Source organism: Fluviispira multicolorata, from assembly GCF_009208585.1.
In the GTDB taxonomy this organism is placed as follows: domain Bacteria; phylum Bdellovibrionota_B; class Oligoflexia; order Silvanigrellales; family Silvanigrellaceae; genus Silvanigrella; species Silvanigrella multicolorata.
The window spans coordinates 637,526-658,580 of the sequence record NZ_WFLN01000004.1; the positions used below are offsets into that span (position 1 = coordinate 637,526).

At 30.1% G+C, this 21,055-nt stretch carries 15 protein-coding genes and 1 pseudogene; 9 read left to right on the forward strand and 7 right to left on the reverse strand.

The annotated features are described in order from the left end of the window. The 3 genes and pseudogenes from GCL57_RS02820 to GCL57_RS02830 form a co-directional block, all read right to left on the reverse strand. Window positions 1-300: pseudogene (locus GCL57_RS02820) on the reverse strand (hypothetical protein); the annotation flags it as partial. Then, the gene (locus GCL57_RS02825; protein WP_152211744.1) at window positions 297-1,424 is read right to left on the reverse strand and encodes an aminotransferase class I/II-fold pyridoxal phosphate-dependent enzyme; all 1,128 of its coding nucleotides are present in this window, start codon (window positions 1,422-1,424) and stop codon (window positions 297-299) included. The pseudogene GCL57_RS02820 and the gene GCL57_RS02825, both read right to left, overlap by 4 nt. 2 nt (window positions 1,425-1,426) lie before the next feature. Next, complete coding sequence (locus tag GCL57_RS02830; protein ID WP_152211745.1) at window positions 1,427-2,026, reverse strand: helix-turn-helix transcriptional regulator; 600 nt, start codon at window positions 2,024-2,026, stop codon at window positions 1,427-1,429. A 268-nt stretch (window positions 2,027-2,294) separates the two neighbouring features. Here GCL57_RS02830 and GCL57_RS02835 point away from each other — a divergent pair, with 268 nt between their 5' ends. The 4 genes from GCL57_RS02835 (at window position 2,295) to GCL57_RS02850 (ending at window position 5,750) form a co-directional block, all read left to right on the forward strand. Beyond that, a complete protein-coding gene (locus GCL57_RS02835; RefSeq protein ID WP_152211746.1) occupies window positions 2,295-2,678 on the forward strand; it encodes a DoxX family protein in 384 nt (127 codons plus the stop codon). 162 nt (window positions 2,679-2,840) lie between these two features. Further along, window positions 2,841-4,733, forward strand: a complete 1,893-nt coding sequence (locus GCL57_RS14890; protein WP_211363206.1) for a S10 family peptidase — start codon at window positions 2,841-2,843, stop codon at window positions 4,731-4,733. A 44-nt stretch (window positions 4,734-4,777) separates the two neighbouring features. Next, on the forward strand, window positions 4,778-5,002 hold the full coding sequence (locus GCL57_RS02845) for a hypothetical protein (protein WP_152211747.1): 225 nt from the start codon (window positions 4,778-4,780) through the stop codon (window positions 5,000-5,002). A gap of 148 nt (window positions 5,003-5,150) precedes the next feature. Next, the gene (locus tag GCL57_RS02850; RefSeq protein WP_211363207.1) at window positions 5,151-5,750 is read left to right on the forward strand and encodes a methyl-accepting chemotaxis protein; all 600 of its coding nucleotides are present in this window, start codon (window positions 5,151-5,153) and stop codon (window positions 5,748-5,750) included. 10 nt (window positions 5,751-5,760) lie between these two features. Here GCL57_RS02850 and GCL57_RS02855 read toward each other — a convergent pair whose 3' ends face one another. Together GCL57_RS02855 and GCL57_RS02860 are read right to left on the reverse strand one after the other, a co-directional pair. Beyond that, window positions 5,761-6,696: a LysO family transporter gene (locus tag GCL57_RS02855; RefSeq protein ID WP_152211749.1), complete on the reverse strand. Its 936-nt coding sequence runs from the start codon at window positions 6,694-6,696 to the stop codon at window positions 5,761-5,763. A gap of 339 nt (window positions 6,697-7,035) precedes the next feature. After that, window positions 7,036-8,229, reverse strand: a complete 1,194-nt coding sequence (locus tag GCL57_RS02860) for a leucine-rich repeat domain-containing protein (RefSeq protein WP_152211750.1) — start codon at window positions 8,227-8,229, stop codon at window positions 7,036-7,038. 426 nt (window positions 8,230-8,655) lie between these two features. Here GCL57_RS02860 and GCL57_RS02865 point away from each other — a divergent pair, with 426 nt between their 5' ends. From GCL57_RS02865 to GCL57_RS02880, 4 genes are read left to right on the forward strand one after another with little or no spacing between them, the layout of a single operon-like run. After that, window positions 8,656-9,840 carry an MdtA/MuxA family multidrug efflux RND transporter periplasmic adaptor subunit gene (locus tag GCL57_RS02865; protein WP_152211751.1) on the forward strand — a complete coding sequence of 395 codons (1,185 nt, stop codon included), beginning with the start codon at window positions 8,656-8,658 and terminating at the stop codon, window positions 9,838-9,840. Next, window positions 9,837-12,968, forward strand: a complete 3,132-nt coding sequence (locus GCL57_RS02870) for a multidrug efflux RND transporter permease subunit (RefSeq protein WP_152211752.1) — start codon at window positions 9,837-9,839, stop codon at window positions 12,966-12,968. The genes GCL57_RS02865 and GCL57_RS02870 overlap by 4 nt, the downstream gene beginning before the upstream one ends. Continuing rightward, a complete protein-coding gene (locus GCL57_RS02875) occupies window positions 12,965-16,072 on the forward strand; it encodes an efflux RND transporter permease subunit (protein WP_211363208.1) in 3,108 nt (1,035 codons plus the stop codon). Before GCL57_RS02870 ends, GCL57_RS02875 begins: the two co-directional genes overlap by 4 nt. Further along, window positions 16,044-17,477, forward strand: a complete 1,434-nt coding sequence (locus GCL57_RS02880; protein ID WP_152211753.1) for an efflux transporter outer membrane subunit — start codon at window positions 16,044-16,046, stop codon at window positions 17,475-17,477. Before GCL57_RS02875 ends, GCL57_RS02880 begins: the two co-directional genes overlap by 29 nt. Window positions 17,478-17,486: 9 nt before the next feature. On the opposite strand, the gene GCL57_RS02885 is transcribed toward GCL57_RS02880, so the two are convergent. Continuing rightward, window positions 17,487-18,419, reverse strand: coding sequence for an alpha/beta hydrolase (locus GCL57_RS02885; protein ID WP_152211754.1), 933 nt, complete (start codon window positions 18,417-18,419; stop codon window positions 17,487-17,489). 107 nt (window positions 18,420-18,526) lie between these two features. Between GCL57_RS02885 and mdcA the strand changes: the two genes are divergently transcribed. Further along, window positions 18,527-20,176 carry a malonate decarboxylase subunit alpha gene (gene mdcA, locus GCL57_RS02890; protein WP_152211755.1) on the forward strand — a complete coding sequence of 550 codons (1,650 nt, stop codon included), beginning with the start codon at window positions 18,527-18,529 and terminating at the stop codon, window positions 20,174-20,176. On the opposite strand, the gene GCL57_RS02895 is transcribed toward mdcA, so the two are convergent. Next, on the reverse strand, window positions 20,169-20,951 hold the full coding sequence (locus GCL57_RS02895) for an ABC transporter ATP-binding protein (RefSeq protein WP_152211756.1): 783 nt from the start codon (window positions 20,949-20,951) through the stop codon (window positions 20,169-20,171). The genes mdcA and GCL57_RS02895 overlap by 8 nt on opposite strands. Window positions 20,952-21,055 lie beyond the last annotated feature (104 nt).

Here is a 21,055-nt window from a genome sequence, read left to right on the forward strand (position 1 = left end):
AATGATCTCAGGTCTACCTGTTTTTGCATTAATAACAACAATAACTCCTTGGCTATTTGAAATAGAGTTTTTCCAATTATCATAAAACCCTGAAGAAATTTTAACAAAAAAATATTTATCTTCTTTAAGCATTCCTGACTTAATATGAATATCTGCATCAATATTTTGAAATTTAAATTGTGAAATTGGTGCAGATAAAACATTTGAAAATGAATATTGAATAAAAGAATTCTCTATTTCATTAAGCATTTTATCAAAATTAAAACAACTTTTTATTTCATCTAATGAAATTATTTTCATAATAAGTTTTCCGTTGTAATAAATCTTTTTAAACGCGATAAAGCTTCGGGCATATTCAATCGACCAAAACCGACTCTAAAATGATTATGGTCATGATCAAAAATATCACCCGGTAATAATACAATTTTTTCTTTTATTCTCAATTCCTCACAAAAATCATAAACTGGACGTTTTAGTTTTAACTTTGGAAATGCAATACAGCCACCCTTTGGAGAATACCATTCAAAGATAGAATCATGTTCTTGAAAAAAAGTGGATATTAACTTTAAATTATTATTAAGAATAGCTAAATTTCTTGAGTAAATATAATCTTCATTTTGTAAAGATATAATAGATAAAATTTCACTTGGAGCACTGTTACATATTGATAAATAATGTTTCATATTTGAAATTTTTTTTAATAATTTTTTATCCTGCGTAGCTAACCAGCCAACTCTAAGTCCTGGCATTCCATAGGATTTAGACATGACTCCTAAGCTAATCCCTTTTTCATACTCAGAGGCAATATAAGGCAGCTGATCAGTTTGATTCACTTCTAAACCACGATAAACCTCGTCTGAAAAAATATAAAGACCATGTTTTCTTGATAAATCGATTAAATATTTTAATTCTTCTTTTGAGATAATTGTCCCAGAAGGGTTATGTGGAAAATTAAAAATAATCATTTTTGTATTTGGTTTTATTAAAGTTGAAACTTCTGAGATATCAAAGAAACACTTTTTATTTAAAAATTTTAATTGAATTTCACTGACTTCACAAATATTATTAGGGATTTCTTTTAATGATTGATAGCAAGGTGAAAAAACAATAACATGATCATCTTTATTTAAAATTGTATTTAATGCAGCATAAATTCCTTCTTCTGCGCCTGAAAAAGTACATATATTTTCAGAGTAATTATCCAAATTATATTTTTTATTTAATTCGTTTAATAAAATTGGATTTCCCAGTGGATAAGTATAACTTAATTTTAAATTATTCCAAATATCTAAGATTTCTGGTTTAGCTAATTTGATAATATCCTGCATTAAAAATGCTTCCATATCAGATCCAGAAAACATGATATCTGTCGAAAATTCTCTTTCAGATAGATAATCCTCTAGTTTAAAAAGTGGTAAATTCATATTTAGTGCTCTTCTTTTTCATTTAAATAGTTATAAATAGTTGCTCTTGATAGTTTTAATATTTTTGCAATATAATCTTTAGAGTTTTTGGCTTTAAAAGCACCTTTTTTTTGAAGATCTATAATTAATTCTTTTTTTTCTTCTTTATTTATAGAATTTAATATTTTTCCTTTTGATTTAAGATTTTCATTGACATAAACATTAATTTTTTCTCTCCAATCATCTTTAAAAATAAAAGATTCTGATTTTTCATAACTAGATTTTCCAATAAATAGTTCAATCGTATTTGCTAAGTTATTTAAGATAGAAAGATCAAAGTTTAGGCACATCAAAAATTTTGGTTCATTTTTATCTTCAATTACAATACTAATTGATTTTAAAACTTTTCCATCAAAATTTATTTTCTCATAGGGTCCAATGACTTTTTTTGAATGTTCAAATGAAATGTCATCTAAAACAGAATCATCGCCGACTTCTCGATTTGAAAAATCATTGCCTAAATAAATTATTTTTTTAGTAATAATATCGTGAATTACAACTTCAAGTTGTGGGTAAAAAAGCAGTTCTATTGCCTTAGCAATATTGAGATATTGATTGAGCATACCCCCTCCTTTTATACATTATATTCTAATTTATATTTTTTTGTCAATATTTTTTAGTACTCAAATACTAAATAAGTATAATAATTTGATAATATTGAATTAAAACACAGAAAAACAAATATTACTTAGGGATATATGAAGTTAAAACAGAAAATCGATAAAAAGAAAGCGATTACAAGAGATATGTCAAAAGAGAGTCCTCTTTTATAAATGCAAAGTATTTTATTATGAAGTGAATGAAAAGGATTTTACTAAGAAGGAGAGTTTTATGAAAAATAAAGTTGTTATGATTGTGCAAATTCTATTGGGATTGATTTTTTTTGTTTTTGGATTAAATGGCTTTTTTCATTTTCTACCTATGTCCAATAGTATGCCTATTGCAGCAAGCGGATTTATGGGCGCTTTAATTTCAACAGGATACATGTTTTCTCTTATAAAAGGAGTTGAAGTCGTCGGAGGGTTTTTGCTTTTGACCAATATGTGGGTTCCATTGTCTCTCGCCATACTGGCGCCCAATGTTGTGAATATTGTCCTGTTTCATACTTTCCTAGCTCCCTCAGGATTACCGATAGCAATTGCTGTTTTAATCTTTGAACTCTTCTTAGCATGGTCATATCGTAAGCGCTATTCATCAATGCTTTCAAGAAAATAATAATTTATAATTTCACTCATGATCTCTATTTTTTCTCCACTCCAATAAAAAAAAATTTAATTCGCTTTTTTTTTAATTATCTGTAAACTATATTGAATTACGTAGTTTACTTTTGTTTAATAAATATATTTTGCACAAAAATCATTTTAAGGAGTTCTGAAAATGTTTATTTATTCTAAAACTCGCAAGCAAATTATGGTGATTACAATAAGTTTTTTATCACTGTCTTCATGTGGAAAAAAAGCTGGAGATACTTTGATACAATTAGAAAAAACAAACTCACTTTCAGAATTAAGTGTTGAAAAAAGCTCGGGCATAGATAAATCTTATAATGATAAAGTTATTTATGGAGGAAGACCTGATGACTTTGTTATTGATACAAATGAGGGAACTGCAATAACGCAGCATACGGCAAACATTAATGGTGAAAAAATAAAATACACTGCAAAAGCAGGTCATCTTGTTACTGTAGATCCAGATTCTTCAAAGCCAAATGCAAAAATATTTTATATAGCATTTATGGCAAATGAAGAAAATGCGGCAACGAGACCTGTTACTTTTATATATAATGGCGGACCAGGTTCGGCGGCTGTATGGTTATTATTGGGTTCGTTTTCTCCAGTTAGAATAAAAACATCAATGCCAGATTTTACACCCCCAGCTCCATATACAATAGAAGAAAATCCAGACAGTTTACTTGATAAAACAGATCTTATTTTTATAAATCCTGTTGGCACAGGTTACTCTACTGCAATTTCTCCATATAAAAATAGAGATTTTTGGGGTGTTGATCAAGATGCAGCATCATTAACAGCATTTATAAAGCGCTACTTAACTAAATATGAACGTTGGAATTCGCCAAAATTTTTAATGGGTGAATCTTATGGAACTCCAAGAAGTGCAGTCGCATCATTTATGCTCCATAAAGATGGAATTGATTTAAATGGTATCACAATGATTTCTTCCATTTTAGATTATAGCAAGTGGGGAAATCCGGAAGGAATTTTACCTACATTAGCCGCTAATGCTTGGTATCATCATAAAACTCTTTATAATGCAAAGCTGCCGGAGTATATGAATACAGTTATTGATTTTTCCAGCAAATCATATGGTCCATTTATGAGTGAATGGCAAAAAAATTACTTCCAATTTTATAACTTAGTATATGAAAATCCAGATTTCTTTTTGAAAATGCATATCGAAAGAATTTTAAAAGAAGTACAAAGCTATGAAGAACTTATTAATGAACTGGCACAAGGCAATCAAAAGGAATGGGAGTTATCAGAAGAATTAAAAGTTTTATTAAATAATTTAGTACCCATGAATGATATGATGGCATTAACTGCTGGAAGCTATATTGGAATTTCACCCTCAGTTATCAAGTCGCAAAGTGAACTTATTTTTGGTAAAAGACCTCTTGTAAATTTAGAAGACTTTGCAATTGATAATTTACTTATTAAAGAAGGAAAAGCAATTGGTATATATGATGGAAGAGCAACTGGAATAAATACAGGAATTGCAAAAAATATAAGAGAATTATTAAGCAGAGACCCTTCAATTGTGAATGTGCAGGGAGCCTATACAGTTGGATGGAATTTATATTTAAATGAATTAAAATATAGTTCACAATCAACATTTCAAAGCATGAATAAATATGTTGGAAAATATTGGGACTACAAACATATTGATCCAACAGGAGTGAATAGAGGCGGTAATACGGAAGAAACGGGTGGCCTTTATACTGCAGGAGATTTAGCAGCAACAATGAGTGTTAATCCAGATTTAAAGGTTTTTCAAGCAAGTGGTTACTTCGATTCAGTAACTCCATTTTTTCAAACGGATCTTGACTTAGCAGGAATGGATCTTGATTCTTCATTGCGTAAAAATATTCTAAATAAAAAGTACCCTTCAGGGCATATGATTTATTTGGATGGAAAATCTCGCACTGCAATGAAACATGATTTATCAAAATTTTATCAAAGTGCAACTCACGATAAAAAAGCAATGCAACGAATTTTGAACTTACAAAGTAAGACCTTAAATATACTTAGATAAATGCTTTTATATATTGAAAAAATTTTAGTTTTATAGGGAATGTCTTGTTGCAATATTTTAGACGAATAAAACATTTATCACTTCATACAAAAATATTTATATTAAGCATTGGAAGTGTATTAATAGCTTTTATTACTTCCATCATTCTTGCAACAAATAATTTTAACTTACAAGAAAATTTTTTAAAAGAAAAACTTTTACTTGTTACTCAAGATCTTTCTAAATCAATTCAAGAACAATACAAATGGATTAATGAAACTATTGAATGAAAATTCTTAGAAAATAAATCAAAAGGGTTTCTACAAGTTAACTTTCAAGACGCAAAACTTGATGAACAATTGTCAATTATTACTAAAGAAAAGACTTACTCAACTATATTTACCACTTTAATTTATAATTACCGAAATGAACCAATCGGTGTTAGAAAATAAAAAGAAAGTGAATCACGGTAAAGAGATTATAAATAAAATGATTAATTCAATTGAGCATATTAAATCAAGTAATGAAAACATTATTAGAGAAGTTATACAAGGAAATAATAGAATATCAGAAATTGTTAAAGTCATTTCAGAAATCGAGAATAAAACAAAAATTATTAATACCATTGTATTTCAAACAAAACTCTTATCATTTAATGCATCTGTAGAAGCCGCTCGAGCTGGCGAATATGGTAGAGGATTTTCCGTTGTTACTGAAGAAGTTGGTAATTTAGCACAAATGAGTGGAAATGCTTCAAAAGAAATATCAACAATGCTGCAATCAAGCATTGATAAAGTAAAAAATATAATAGAAGAGACGAAAGAAAATATTGAAAATATTTTGAATATCTCAAAAAATGCTATGAATAAGTTGGACACTGTCACCCATAATAATGCTCTAATTGCACAAAAATCAGCTGTAAATGCAGAAGAATTACTTAAAAAAAGTTATGAAATTGAAGAAATGTCAAATAAGTTACTTAAGATAATTAGAGGTACAGAAATCACAAACAAATCAGATATTTCAACAAATGAATAATTAAAAAATTTTAAAAATAGTAAAATAAAGGAATAAAAATTGGCACTAATACTGACATTATCACACCACAGATAAGAGCCAATGGAACATACTCATTGCCACAGTGTTTCTCAATCAAAGGTAAAGCAACATCCATTGCCGTTGCTCCTGATATTCCAATAGCTTCATGGCTTCTATTTACTTTTGAAAGAATTGGAAGAAGAAACAATGCGAGTATTTCTCTAAATAAATCACAAAGGAAAGCTGTAGATGCTAAAACGGGTTCATTCAACTTAGAAAAAAGAACTCCTGATAAAGAATACCAACCAAAACCTGATGATAAAGAGAGAGCGTTCTTTAAAGATATATCTAAAAATAGAGACGCAATAGCTGCTCCAATTAAAGAGGCAATTACTGTTAAAAATGCTATTATTAAACTTGTTTTTTGTAAGAAGATATGACGAAAACTGATTTTTGTCATTGCTAATTTTATGCCTATTAGAAAAATCATAAAGCATAAGAGAAGTGTAACTATGCGATCATGATCAAATAAAGGTAATAAGTCATAAAAACTAGTTGAACAACCGAGTAGAACACAGGAGCATAAAAGTAAAGGATCTTTAATGTATTCAAAAATTTGTATACCTTTTTTGCTCTTTTTGGGAGTATTTATTTTTTGATTATCAGGAATTCTTATTAATTTTTTAAAAATAAATATAAATAAGACTATAAAAAATGAGGTGCTAAAAGCTAATATGACAGCATTCAGGCCCAGAACAATAATTTTATCTAGTATATTTGGAACCTTGCCAATACTTAAACCCATCAAGTAGAGAAGTGTAAATAGACAAATATTAATAGAAGGATTAATTATTTTAGTTGAAATTCCAGTTCGTAATCTGGGAAAATTAATTCCGATAAAAAACGAAAAAAATAATGGAATTAAACTTTCTAAAACAAGCGCCATAGTAGACTAAACCTTCGATATTAATTTTTATATATTTAAAATTCAATGTAATTCATTCAGAGGAAAATTCTATATTTATCAATTTTATACTTACTGAAATGACCATTCAATTATCTAAGCGTTTTCTAACGCCTGATCCATAAAAACTCAATTACAACTTACTCTTTGCAATGTCAATATTTATAGAGTTAAGGCTGATATTGCACCTAATATGGGCATATGCAAGTAAAATATGACTAAAAAGCATAAAATATAATATACTGTAATTATAAGATTTTTAAAAAAAACAGCTCATTTGCTCGCAAACTCTTTAAGTGATGATGCGATTTAGTATTATTCTTAATTGTTTAATATATATTTAACAAATGGATTACCGCTTAAATCATATTCCTCTCTACCAAGAATATTGATTAATGCTGAAATAGGAAGGTTATATAGTTTATTATTTTCCAGCTTAACCATTTTTAAGTAACTTAAATTGTTAAATATATTTTCAGGTAAAGTTTTTAGTTGATTGTCAGAAAGTGAAATGTAAGTTAGATCTTTCATATTTGCAAAAGCATTCTCAGGAATTTCATATAAATTATTTGAAGAAAGTCCAATGCTTATTAATTTTTTTAACTCAGAAATATCTAATGGAAAGACTGTTAAATAATTATTTGATAGTTCTATTAATTTAAGACTAACTAAACTTTTAAACAAATTAATGGGAAAATTATTTAATTTATTATCATTTAATGTTAACATTTCTAAATATTTTAGATTATTAAATATACTACTCGATAAATTATGTAATGAATTATGATGTAAAAAAAGCCACTTTAAAGATTTAAAGTTATCAAAAACTCCTAATGGTAAACTCTTAATGTGATTATAAGATACATCTATCACTTTTAAATTATGAAAACCAGAGATAGGACTGAGATCAACAATACCTCGATTTGATAGATTAATTGCAGTTAGAGTTGATGGATCTTGCATATCAAAATTTAGTGAAATTAAATTGGCTGTTTTATATGAGTCAGTCATGCTGTTTATTTCATTTAACCAGTATTTAAAAGTATAATTTATTAAAATAGAAAAATTGGAGACAATTTTATTATCAGTATTAAGAATATCAAATTTACAATTTACTGCAGTATTTAACTTTACATTAGTGGGCATTAATTTTATTTGAGATTGAGATATATAAAAAGAAAATTTACTGCAGATTAAATCTTGATTTAGTGCTGATATTATAGTAAATTTAGGATTATAATTATTGTTATAGCTCTGTTTTAGTGATATTGGAATAGAAAAGTCTCTTAATTGACTTGATAAACCTGTTACTCCTCCATACGTGGCTTTTCCAATATTATCCTGCGCATTTTTTGCGACCATGATGCCATGAAATTCTTCAATTAAATAAATAGACAGATCATACATATCTAAAGATATAAAATCTGTCTTTGATTCTTGGGCAAATAGAGAGTTTACTTTTAAAGTAAATAACATAAGAATAAATGTTTTTTTTAAATAAAATTTTCTAGACATTTTATAACATCCTTAGATTTAAATATTTGTATTGAGTTTCTTATATAGAAATACGGGGGTATAAATTTTTCTTATACATGAAATTTTATATATAAAGCTCATGCAAATATAATGTATATGAATAAATAATCCATATCAAGAGATAGATTATTTATTTTATATAACTAAAAAATAGCATTTAATTTTTATATGAAATTTATAATTTAAATTTATAGAACTTTTTTATTTACTATAAAATATTATAATAAATACCAAGAAAATTAAAAGATCAGCTTATAAATATTTTCCGAGCCAAATGCACTACAGATAAAAAATTTCCTCTCTCTCTCTTTACATGCATGTATATTTATATTAACCTATTAATAATAAATATAAAAATTTTATAATTCCTTTTGATAAGATTTTTAATTAAAGGTTTTAAGCTAAATGAGTTTTCATAAAGCGACGCAGCATATTAAAGAAAAATGGCGTTTTTACTTAATTTCATTTATTACATTACTCCTATTTACTTCTATAATAATAATATTATTTCGCTTTCAAACAAGTGATACAAATTTTAATAAAGTAAAAAATCACCAGAAAGTACAAAAGAGCAAAGAAAATAAAAAATTTAATATTCCATCCGTTATTGCTGCTGAAGCAAAAATTAAAGATGTTCCAATTTATTATTCGGCCTTAGGTGCAGTTACTCCAATAGACAGTGTAACAGTAAAAACACAAATTAGTGGAAAACTATTAAAAATATATTTTCATGAAGGGCAAGTTGTCAACTCAGGAGATCTTCTTGCACAAATTGATTCACAACCCTACCAAGCACAATACACTCAATATGAAGGACAGCTTTTACGTGATCAATCATTTTTGACAAATGCACGATTAGATTTAAAACGTTATAAAGTTTTGTTCACTTCAGGAGGTGTTTCGCGTCAGACATTGGATACACAAACATGGCTCGTAAAACAATATGAAGGGGTTGTACAGTCAGATTTAGGGCAATTAGAAGCTGTTAAAATAAATATAAATTACTGTAAAATAACAGCGCCAATATCTGGCCTCATTGGTTTGCGACAAGTAAATCAAGGAAATTATGTCCAAGTGACAGATCCTAATGGAATAGTTATGATAAATAAACTACAACCCATTTCTGTTTTATTTTCAATCCCTGAAGATTATCTACCAAAAATTATAGAAAAAATGAAGGAAAAATTAAAATTAATTGCATATGCTTATGATCGCGAACAAGCAAACTTAATTGCAACTGGTGATTTACTAACAACTGATAATCAAATTGATTCGGCTACCGGTACAATTAAACTTAGAGCTGAATTTAAAAATGAAAATTTAACATTATTTCCCAATCAATTTGTAAATATTAAACTGCAAATTGATACTATACAAAACGCAACTGTAATTCCAACTGCTGCAATTCAACATGGCACAAAAGGAGATTATGTATTTATATTAAATAATAGCACTGTTAAATATCAAAGAATTGTAGCTGGACAAAGCAATGGCAATGAAACAATTATTAAAGAGGGAGTTCATGCAGGTGAACATGTTGTTACAGAAGGGACAGATAAACTAACAGATGGAGTTGAGGTCTCTACATGACAAGTCTGTCAGAACCATTTATAAGAAGACCTGTTGCAACGACACTCTTTATGATTGCAATTTTGCTCACTGGTACCTTAGCTTATCAATTATTACCCGTCTCTGCTCTTCCTGAGGTCGAATATCCAACAATACAAGTCTCTACATTTTATCCAGGAGGAAATCCTGATGTCATTGCTTCTTCAATAACTGCTCCACTTGAAAAACAATTTGGTCAAATGCCCGGACTGTTACAAATGACTTCTTCAAGTTCTGGCGGTTCTTCGATTATTACTTTACAATTTGATTTAAAAGTGAGCCTAGATGTAGCTGAACAACAGGTACAAGCTGCAATAAACACAAGCTCAAATTTCTTACCCAAAGATTTACCTTCACCACCTATTTATAATAAAGTAAATCCTGCTGATGCACCAATTATAACTTTAGCATTGACATCTGATACTATTTCACTTCCTCAAATTGAAGATTTTGCAGATACAAGAGTTGCTCCTAAGATTTCTCAGCTCTCTGGTGTTGGTCTTGTTAGCATAAGTGGTGGACAAAAACCTGCAGTTAGAATTCAAGTTAATCCAAATGCAATTGCATCATATGGATTAAATTTTGAAGATATACGAACTGCAATAATAAATGCTAATGTAAATATTGCAAAAGGAAGTTTTGATGGACCAAGACTATCATATACTGTTAATTCAAACGATCAATTATTATCGAGTGATTCTTATAAATCTTTAATTATTGCATATAAAAATGGCTCTCCAATTCGTTTAAATGATGTTGCCGATATTATTAATGGAGCAGAAAATACAAAATTGGCTGCATGGATGAATCATGAACCTGCTGTTATTCTGAATATACAAAAACAACCAGGTTCAAATGTGATTGAGGTTGTGAATAGTATTAAAAAATTACTACCCATTCTTAAAGCAAATTTACCAAGTCAAGTTAATATAAAAATACTAAGTGACCGTACAATCACAATTCGCAGTTCAGTTTCAGATGCCCAATTTGAACTTATCCTATCTGTTATTCTTGTTGTCCTTGTTATATTTATATTTTTAAATAATATACCTGCAACTTTTATTCCAAGTATTGCTGTTCCTTTATCGCTTATTGGAACATTTGCCATCATGTATGCTCTCGGATTTAGTATTAATAATTTAACTTTAATGGCATTGACGATAGCAACTGGTTTTGTTGTTGACGATGCAATTGTCATGATTGAAAATATAGCAAGATATATTGATGAAGGAGAAGCCCCTTTACAAGCAGCTCTTAAAGGAGCTTCTCAAATCGGATTTACAATTATTTCACTTACCATTTCTTTAATTGCAGTCCTTATCCCATTATTATTTATGGGCGATATTATTGGAAGACTATTCAGGGAATTTGCAATTACATTATCTGTTGCCATTCTTATTTCAGCACTTATTTCTTTGACATTAACTCCTATGCTTTGTAAACAGTTATTAAAGCATAAACCATCAAACAAAAAAAGTAGTTTTGAATCTACAATACATAATTTTCTCGATAGAGTTATTATGTATTATTCAATATCTCTAAAATGGGTATTAAACCATCAAAACTTAACTTTATTTATAGCTATTATAACTCTCATTTTAACAGGATTTTTATTTTATATTATTCCTAAAGGATTTTTTCCTATTCAAGACACAGGAATTATTCAAGGAGTAACCGAAGCAAGCCAATCTATTTCATTTGATGAAATGGCAAAGAAACAACAAGAAATTGCTCATATTATTTTAGAAGATCCTGCAGTAGAGAATATTTCTTCATTTATTGGTGTGGATGGAATTAATACAACTTTAAATAGCGGGCGTATACAAATTAAATTAAAACCTTTAGAAGAGAGAAAAATAAAGTCAACAGAAGTTATACAAAGAATAGAAAAAAATATAGAAAAAGTTTTGGGTATAACATTATTTATGCAATCCATTCAGGATATTGCTATAGATGATCGTGTCAGTAGGACACAATATCAATACAGTATTGGTTCTGCAAATGAAAAAGAAGTAGAAAAATGGAATAATATTTTTATTGAAAAATTAAAACTATTAAAAGAAATAAAAGATGTTGCTGATGATATACAAAATACAGGTTTACAAGCAAATATAGAAATTGATAGAAGTACCGCTTCACGGTTTGGTATTTCACCAGCTATTATTGATAATACATTATATGATGCATTTGGACAAAGGCAAGTATCAACTATATTCACTCAAATTAATCAATATCACGTAATAATTGAAGCAAAAAAGGAATTACATTTAACTCCTGAAAATATGTTACAAAATCTTTTTATACAGAGTTCTACTGGATCTTCAATACCATTTAGTGCATTTTCAAAATTATCAGTTGGTGTTGGGCCGCTTACAATTAATAGACAAGGACAATTTCCTGTATCAACTATTTCTTTTAATTTATCTAAGGGATATTCTTTAGGAGAAGCGATAAAATCCATTGATAAAGTAAAAAATGAAATTGGTTTTCCTGATAGTATTCAAACAAGTTTTGAGGGTGCGGCTAAAAGTTTTCAAAACTCTTTAGCCAATGAAGGTTATCTTATTTTAGCGGCTATAGTTGTTGTTTATATAGTACTTGGTATTCTTTATGAAAGTTATATTCATCCTATTACAATTCTTTCTACCCTCCCCTCCGCAGGAATGGGTGCACTGCTTGCTCTTTTTATAACAAACTCTGAATTTGATATTATAACACTCATTGGCATTATTCTTTTAATTGGTATTGTAAAAAAGAATGCCATAATGATGATTGATTTTGCTTTAGAAATGGAGAGAAAAGAAAAGAAAAGTGCACATGACGCAATTTATCAAGCTTGTTTATTAAGATTTAGACCTATTTTAATGACGACTTTAGCCTCACTCTTTAGCGCTATTCCCTTGGCTTTTGGAAGCGGGATGGGATCGGAGCTAAGAAAACCTCTTGGAATTGCAATTATTGGAGGTCTTGCTGTTAGTCAACTTTTAACTCTCTATACAACACCTGTTATTTATCTTACATTCGATAAGTTATTACGCTCATTTTACAAAATAAAAATAGACAAAAAAGAAAAAAATAAAAAGACAATTCCTGCAGAGGAAACGCAGTGAAAAATATATCTTCTATATTTATTGAAAGACCAATTGCAGCATCATTAATAGGTTTACTCATTTCTCTTGCTGGTATACTTGCTTTTAATCTTCTACCTGTTTCACAACTTCCTCAAATAGAATTTCCAACAATAATTGTACAAGCAAATCTTCCAGGAGCAAGTCCAGCTATAATGGCCAGTTCAGTTGCGACGCCACTTGAAAGACAGTTAGGACAAATTGCAGGTATTACAGAAATGACCTCAAGCAGCTCACTTGGAAGTGCGCGTGTCGTTATACAATTTGATTTATCTAGAAATATTGATGGTGCAGCGCGTGATGTGCAGGCAGCAATTAATTCTTCACTTTCTCAATTGCCAAGCGATTTACCTGGACGCCCAACTTATAGAAAAGTCAATCCTGCAGATGCTCCCATTATGATTCTCTCTTTAACCTCAGAAAACTACACTCGAGGTGAAATGTACGATGCTGCTTCAACCATTTTGCAGCAAAAAATTTCTCAAGCGGAAGGCATTGGGCAGGTTATTGTCGGAGGGGGTTCACTTCCAAGCGTACGTGTTGAATTGAATCCAACAGCTTTAAATAAATACGCTATAGGTTTAGATACTGTAAGAAGTGCTATTCAAAGTGCAAATTCTAATATTCCAAAAGGCCAATTGGTAACTGGAATTAAAACTTTTAACATAGTAACAAATGATCAAATATTTAAAGCATATCAGTATAAACCAATTATTGTCGCTTATAAAAATGGGGCTGTCGTTACTTTAGAAGATCTTGCAGAGGTCAATGATTCTGTAGAAGATATAAGAAATGCTGGTCTAGCTGATGGTAAACCGTCTGTTGTTTTAATTATTTTTAAACAACCTGGTGCAAATGTTATTGAAGCCGTTGACGTTGTGAAAAAAATGTTGCCGCAGTTGAAAGCATCTATTCCTGCTGGAATGGAGTTGACACTGACTTTAGATCGAACAACAACAATTCGTGCATCACTTAGAGATGTAGAAAAAACTCTAGTTATTTCTATTATTCTTGTAATTCTAATTGTTTTCCTATTTTTAAAAAATTTATATGCCACAATTATTCCAAGCATTGCAATTCCTCTTTCATTGCTTGGTACTTTTGCAGTCATGTATTTTTTAAATTATAGCTTAGATAATTTATCTCTTATGGCACTTACAATTTCAACAGGCTTTGTTGTTGATGATGCAATTGTTATGCTTGAAAATATTTCAAGACACATTGAGTTAGGTTTGTCCCCAAAAAAAGCGGCTCTGCTGGGAGCTAAAGAAGTCGGATTTACTGTTATTTCGATGAGTATATCTTTAATAGCAGTTTTTATTCCAATATTACTCATGAGTGGAATTATTGGTAGACTTTTTTTAGAGTTTGCTATGACACTTTCTATTGCAATCCTTGTTTCATTATTTGTTTCACTTGTCATTACACCTTCAATGTGTTCTAAAATGTTAAGATCAAAATCAATACATTCTCAATCTTCAAATAAAAAATCATTTAGTATTATTGATAAAGCAAGTAAATTTTATGAAAAATCATTGAAGTGGTCTTTAAGTCATAAACAAAAAGTATTATATATTACAATCGGAACAATCATCCTCAATATTTTTCTTTATATATTTATTTCAAAAGGTTTTTTCCCGCAGCAAGATACAGGACGAATTGTCTGTTCCATTCAAGCAGATCAAAATATTTCATTTCAAAATATGAAAAAAAAATTTGAGAGTTTAGTTGAAATTATAAAACAAGACCCCTCTATAAGTCATGTTGTTGGCTTTGTGGGAGGTGGAGCAAAAAATTCTGGATCTATTTTTATCACTTTAAAACCAATTGAAGAAAGAAAAATTTCCGCAGATTTTATTATTGCTCGATTGCGTCAAAAGACATCTCACTTAACTGGCGCAAATATATATATGCAAGCTGCCCAAGATCTACTAATTGGCGGTCGACAAGGCAATGCGCAATTTCAATTTACGCTTTCCGCTGGTTCATTAGATGAATTAAGCAATTGGGGAGTAAAAATAATACAACGATTGAAATTATTACCAGGTATTGCTGATATTAATACCGATCAACTTGATCATGGATTAGAAACTTTTGTTTCTGTAGATCATGATTTAGCGTCTCAATTTGGCATCACTTCATTAGCAATAGACAATACTTTATACGATGCTTTTGGACAGCGACAGGTTTCAGTCATTTATAAAGAGATGAATCAATACCATGTTGTTATGGAAGTAGCTCCAAAATATTGGCAATATCCTGAGTCACTTAATAATATCTATTTACAAGGTAAAAATACTCAAATACCACTTTCTAGTATTGCAAAATTTACAAATAATTCTTCGCTATTATCTGTTAATCATCAAGATCAATTTCCAGCGACGACTCTCTCATTTAATTTACTTCCAGGAGTTGCTTTAGGTGATTCTGTTAACTTAGTAGAAAAAACGGTTCAAGAAATGAATTTACCAGCAAATATTCATGCATCGTTCCAAGGAGCCGCCAAAGCTTTCAAAGCATCTTTAGCTTCACAACCCTATCTTATTTTAGCCGCAATAATATCAATATATATTGTACTTGGTATACTTTATGAAAGTTTTATTCATCCTATAACTATTCTCTCCACTCTTCCATCTGCCGGTGTAGGTGCTCTTTTGGCTTTAATAGTAACTCAAACTGAGCTAACCTTAATTGCACTTATTGGTATAATTCTTTTAATAGGTATTGTTAAAAAGAATGCAATTATGATGATTGATTTTGCATTACAATTAAAAAAAGATGGAAACAAAAATTCTCACGATGCAATCTATGAGGCAGCAACAATTCGTTTCCGTCCAATTATGATGACAACATTTGCGGCAATATTGGGAGCTGTTCCGTTAGCTTTTGGCAGCGGAGTTGGATCTGAAATTTTAAAACCGCTTGGTATTTCAATTATTGGGGGTTTAATAATAAGCCAAGTTTTAACTCTATACACAACACCTGTAATTTATTTATATTTTGAAAGAATAGAAGAATGGTTTCAATTAAAGAAACAAAGTTTAAAAGGTAAATCGAATGAGCAATCTGAAATTTATAAAATTTAGTTTTATAAAAATTCAAATATTTATTTATGTCTTTCTCTTGTTTTTAATAAGTTCTTGCGCAGTGGGTCCTGATTATAAAAAACCTACTTTTGAAATTTCCGAACAATTTAAGGAAATAGACAACAAAAATTGGAAACTTGCTGAACCTAAAGACGAACAAGATAAAGGTAAATGGTGGGAAATATTCGCTGATACAACTCTGAATGAATTTGAAGAAGAATTATTAATAAACAGCAATACAATTGCTTCAGCAATGGCTCAATATGAGCAAGCACAAACGCTAGTGAGTCAAGCACAAGCAGGACTCTTACCTACTTTAAATGCTTCGGGAGGAGTTTCTCGTCAAAGAAGTCAAGCAAATTCAAATTTACCCGCATCTTATTCTACAAATTATAGCACATCTTTAAGCGCGTCTTGGATTCCAGATTTATGGGGAAATGTCAGACGAAGTATTGAAGCAAACAAAGCTAATGCAGAGGCAAGTTCTGCTCAATTAGCAAACGTTAAATTAACAGCACAAGCTTCACTCGCTCAATATTATTTTCAATTAAGAACTGCCGACATAAATCAAAAATTATTAGAAGAAACAGTTGAAAATTATAAAAAAACACTAGAAATAACTGAGCACCTAAGAATTTCAGGAACTGCGACATTATCCGACTATTTACAAGCAGAGGCTCAAGTTTCTCAAGCAGAAGCTCTTTCTATTGACAATAAAATATCACGTCAACAATACGAACATGCTATTGCAATTCTCTTAGGAAAAAATCCTGCGAAGTTTTCGGTTGAAGTAAAACATATAAAATTGATTCCACCTGAAATACCATTATTCCTTCCATCAGAATTATTAGAAAGAAGACCTGATATTGCACAGGCAGAGCGACTTGTTGCACAAGCAAATGCACAGATTGGAGTGGCAATATCCGCATATTTTCCAAATTTGAATTTAAGTACAGCTGCTGGTTACTCAAGCAGCACTTATTCAAATCTTTTTTCGCTTCCAGCTTTATTTTGGTCTTTAGGCGCTAGTTTAAGTGAAACTATTTTTGATGGGGGGCTTAGAGAAGCAAAAATTGAATCTGCTAAAGCAAATTATAAATCACTCGTTGCACAATATAAACAGACAGTTTTAATTGCACTCCAAAATGTTGAAGACAATTTAGTTGCAATGTATTTACTAAAAAAAGAAGAAGAAGCACAAAATAATGCAGCATTTTTAGCACAACAAGCTGAAAATTTAACAACCCAAAGTTATGAAGTTGGAACTCAGACTTATAATAATGTTATTTTATCCCAAACAAATACTTTAGCAGCACAAAAAAGTGCAAATAATGTCCTTGGTAGACGTATGACGACAGCAGTTAGTTTAATTGCAGCATTAGGTGGTGGATGGAAAATGAATTAAAAATTTATTTTACTTATTGATATTTTTGATTTCAGGAAGAAGCCGTATATAAGGCAATATTTTTGGATTTTCATTTAAATAAATATCACAATCTTTATTCGCCTTTTGTAAATGTGAGCACAAATATTTTAATAGTTTTCTTCTGTATCGATCGTCTTTATGAGCAAATGCTGTGACATGTCCCTCCCATTCTACCTCCCAAAATTCTTTTGGATTTAATGCAGCTTCAAAGAGTTCTCTTCCAGACTCATAAGGAACAACATTATCATTTTTACTATGGATCAGAACTAAAGGAACATGAACTTTTTCTATAAAATCTATTGGACTTAAATTGTCTGATACTAAAAATCCCAACGGCCATTGCAATGGCCATGTAAGCCAAATACTCGCAAGTTTTTGTCTCGCAATTCCTCTATATGATGCAAATGTACTATCTAAAATAATGCCTTGAATATTATTTAATTTAGAATCAACAAATGCAGGAATAACAACGGCTCCTCCAATACTTTGTGCAATAATAAAAATATCTTGAGTTCTTGAGTTTTGCTGTGCCCATTGTAAAAATGCTAAACTGTCTTGATACAAACCCAAGCGAGAAGGTGATCCAGTTGATTTTCCATATCCACGATAATCAAATTCAAATACATCAAAACCATTTTCAGCAAGCCAAGCACAGTATAAAAAATGTGTTGAGATATTTTGTGCATTACCATGAAAATGTAAAATAGTTGCGATGGGTCGCTTTTTCTTTGAATAAATTTGCCAACCATGCAGTTCTTCATTGTCTATTGTTTTTATATTAAAATTATCATACGATAAATTTAGTTTGTCTGGTGTTACCTGTGTTTTAGAATCAGGATAATAAAAAAGATTATTGCATCCTGAAAATGTTAAAGAAACTAAAATGCACTTTATAAGAATTAAATTTTTATGACACTTCATTTTTTATTACTCCTAAGAATGACACTTTAACTTTATTGAGTATAGAATTCATAATTTCACTAAATGAAATTATGAATTATCAAACTTAAACTTTGTTGGAGATAATTATGAACTATTCTCAGCTAAAACAAAATAAAGCCTTGAGAATCAATAAAGCAAATTTTTTGATGAATAGAAAATGGATTGAAGAAAAAAATTTAATTGAATGTTTAGAATGTTTAATTGAACCATATGATAAAGTTTGTATTGAAGGAAATAATCAAAAACAAGCATTATTACTTTCCGATGCTCTTTCTAAAGTAAATATTGAAAAAATTAACAATTTGCACGTCCTTCAATCAACTATTCTTTTTCCTTTGCATATGGAAGTCTTTGAAAAAGGAATTGCAAATAAGGTTGATTTTTCATACGCATCTATTTATGGAACTCGCTTTGCAGAGTTAGCTCAAAAGGGCGACTTAAAAATTCAAGGTATGCATACTTTTTTAGAACTTTATTCACGATATTTTTTAGATTTAACACCGCGAGTTTGTCTTGTTTCTGCAGAAAAAGCAGACTTTGATGGAAATCTCTATACAGGTGCAAATACCGAAGAAACACCTGCAATTATTGAAGCGACTGCATTTAAAGATGGAATAGTTATTGTAGAAGTTAAAGAAGTTATTGAAAAACTACCTCGGATTGATATTCCATCGGACTGGATTGATGCTCTTGTATTAAATCCAAAACCTCAACCCATTAAGCCTCTATTCACAAGGGATCCTGCAAAAATTTCAAATACTAAAATATTAATGGCAATGCTTGCTATTAAAGGAATCTATGCAAAATATGGAGCCAATCGAGTGAATCACGGTGTTGGATATAGCACTTGTGCAATTGAACTCCTTTTACCTACATATGCAGAAAGTTTGGGCCTCAAAGGAAAAATTTGCGAATATATGATGGTCAATCCTTTGCCGACACTGATTCCCGCCATTGAAGCAGGTTTTGTCAAAAGAATTGTTTCACCAGGAGGAGAAGTTGGAATGAATGAATATGTAAGATCTCGTCCTGATGTTTTTTTTACGGGTAGAGATGGTGCATTGCGTTCAAATAGATGTTTTGCACAAATGGCGGGGTTATATGCAATTGACTTATTTGCTGGCGCAACTTTACAAATTGATATTTATGGAAATAGCACAACAATAACATCTGAAAGAATGCCTGGCTTTGGTGGAGCTCCAAATATTGGTAGCAATGCAAATGCACGCAGGCACACTACAGATGCTTGGCTATTAGCTGGAAAAGAAAATCAAAAACAGCTCAACAGCATTCCAAACGGGAAAAAGATTGTATTGCAAATTGTAGAGACTTTTCAGTCTTCGGGTGCTCCATCCTTTGTAGAAACACTTGATGCCTTAGAAATTCAAAAAAAGATGCATTTACCGCTGCCTCCAATTATGATCTATGGAGAAGATGTCACACATATTATTACTGAAGAAGGAATTGCAAATTTACTATTGTGTAGAACAATTGAAGAAAGAGAACAAGCTATACGAAGTATTGCAGGTGCAACCCCTGTGGGTTTGAAGCGTGATAAAATTAAAAGTGATGAACTGAGAGAAAGAAGAATTGTCACTTACCCTGAAGATATAGGAATTCAAAGAAAAGATGCTACTCAAGATCTTTTAGCGGCGAAATCTATGAATGATTTAATTGAAATCTCTCATGGACTTTATGAACCACCTGCAAAGTTTTTAAGAAAGACCTCTAATTAATAAGCTCATTGCTAACAATAAAAGGCTTTTTATTTTCATCATAGAGCACTTTAAATTTAACTTTAAAAACGTTCTCTAGAACTTTATTTTCTACAATACTCTCAATACAATCGTGAGCAAATATTTTACCATTTTTTACAACAACGATATAATCTGAATAGTGTAATGCATGATTAATGTCATGTAAAACCATGATAATAGTTTTTGATTTTTCTTGATTTAAAGATTTTAGCAAATTTAAAATTTCAATTTGATGACGGATGTCTAAATAAGTAGTAACTTCATCAAGAAAGAGACAATCGCTATTTTGTGCGAGAGCCATAGCAATCCAAGCTCTTTGTCTTTGTCCTCCAGATAATTCACTCATTGACGATTGTGATAATTGAATTAAATCTGTCGCTTGCAAAGCCCAATCAATTATCTTTTTATCTTCAAATTTTGTATTTTTAAAAAGATTTTGATGTGAATAGCGGCCATATGAAACAAGCTGTTCAATTGTTATGTCTTTTGGAGTTTCTGGAGATTGAGGTAAAAATGCGAGGATTTTAGCCAACTCTTTCTTTTTTAAGCTATGCATATTTTGGCCATTGATATGAACAATACCTTGATCTGGTTTCATAGAACCAGCAATTGCTTTTAATAAAGTAGACTTACCAGATCCATTTGGGCCAACGATGGCTGTTACTTTTTTTTGAATAAATTCAAGATCAATATTATCTAATATTTTTGATTTTGAATATGATGCTGTTAAACCTTGTACAGAAATACAAGCCATTTTATAAAATCCTAAACTAAAATACAAAAAAAAGAATCAAATGATAATGAAATTTATTATCATTTGACTTCAAACTACGGAAAATTTTACAAAATTGCAAGTGA

Excerpts from the sequence above, each read along its gene's own strand:
- GCL57_RS02880 (WP_152211753.1), top strand. The coding sequence starts at position 16,044 with ATGAGCAATCTGAAATTTATAAAATTTAGTTTTATAAAAATTCAAATA.
- GCL57_RS02885 (WP_152211754.1), bottom strand. The coding sequence starts at position 18,419 with ATGAAGTGTCATAAAAATTTAATTCTTATAAAGTGCATTTTAGTTTCT.
- GCL57_RS02860 (WP_152211750.1), bottom strand. The coding sequence starts at position 8,229 with ATGTCTAGAAAATTTTATTTAAAAAAAACATTTATTCTTATGTTATTT.
- GCL57_RS02835 (WP_152211746.1), top strand. The coding sequence starts at position 2,295 with ATGAAAAATAAAGTTGTTATGATTGTGCAAATTCTATTGGGATTGATT.
- GCL57_RS02825 (WP_152211744.1), bottom strand. The coding sequence starts at position 1,424 with ATGAATTTACCACTTTTTAAACTAGAGGATTATCTATCTGAAAGAGAA.
- GCL57_RS02895 (WP_152211756.1), bottom strand. The coding sequence starts at position 20,951 with ATGGCTTGTATTTCTGTACAAGGTTTAACAGCATCATATTCAAAATCA.
- GCL57_RS02870 (WP_152211752.1), top strand. The coding sequence starts at position 9,837 with ATGACAAGTCTGTCAGAACCATTTATAAGAAGACCTGTTGCAACGACA.
- GCL57_RS02855 (WP_152211749.1), bottom strand. The coding sequence starts at position 6,696 with ATGGCGCTTGTTTTAGAAAGTTTAATTCCATTATTTTTTTCGTTTTTT.
- GCL57_RS02865 (WP_152211751.1), top strand. The coding sequence starts at position 8,656 with ATGAGTTTTCATAAAGCGACGCAGCATATTAAAGAAAAATGGCGTTTT.
- GCL57_RS02830 (WP_152211745.1), bottom strand. The coding sequence starts at position 2,026 with ATGCTCAATCAATATCTCAATATTGCTAAGGCAATAGAACTGCTTTTT.
- GCL57_RS14890 (WP_211363206.1), top strand. The coding sequence starts at position 2,841 with ATGTTTATTTATTCTAAAACTCGCAAGCAAATTATGGTGATTACAATA.
- mdcA (WP_152211755.1), top strand. The coding sequence starts at position 18,527 with ATGAACTATTCTCAGCTAAAACAAAATAAAGCCTTGAGAATCAATAAA.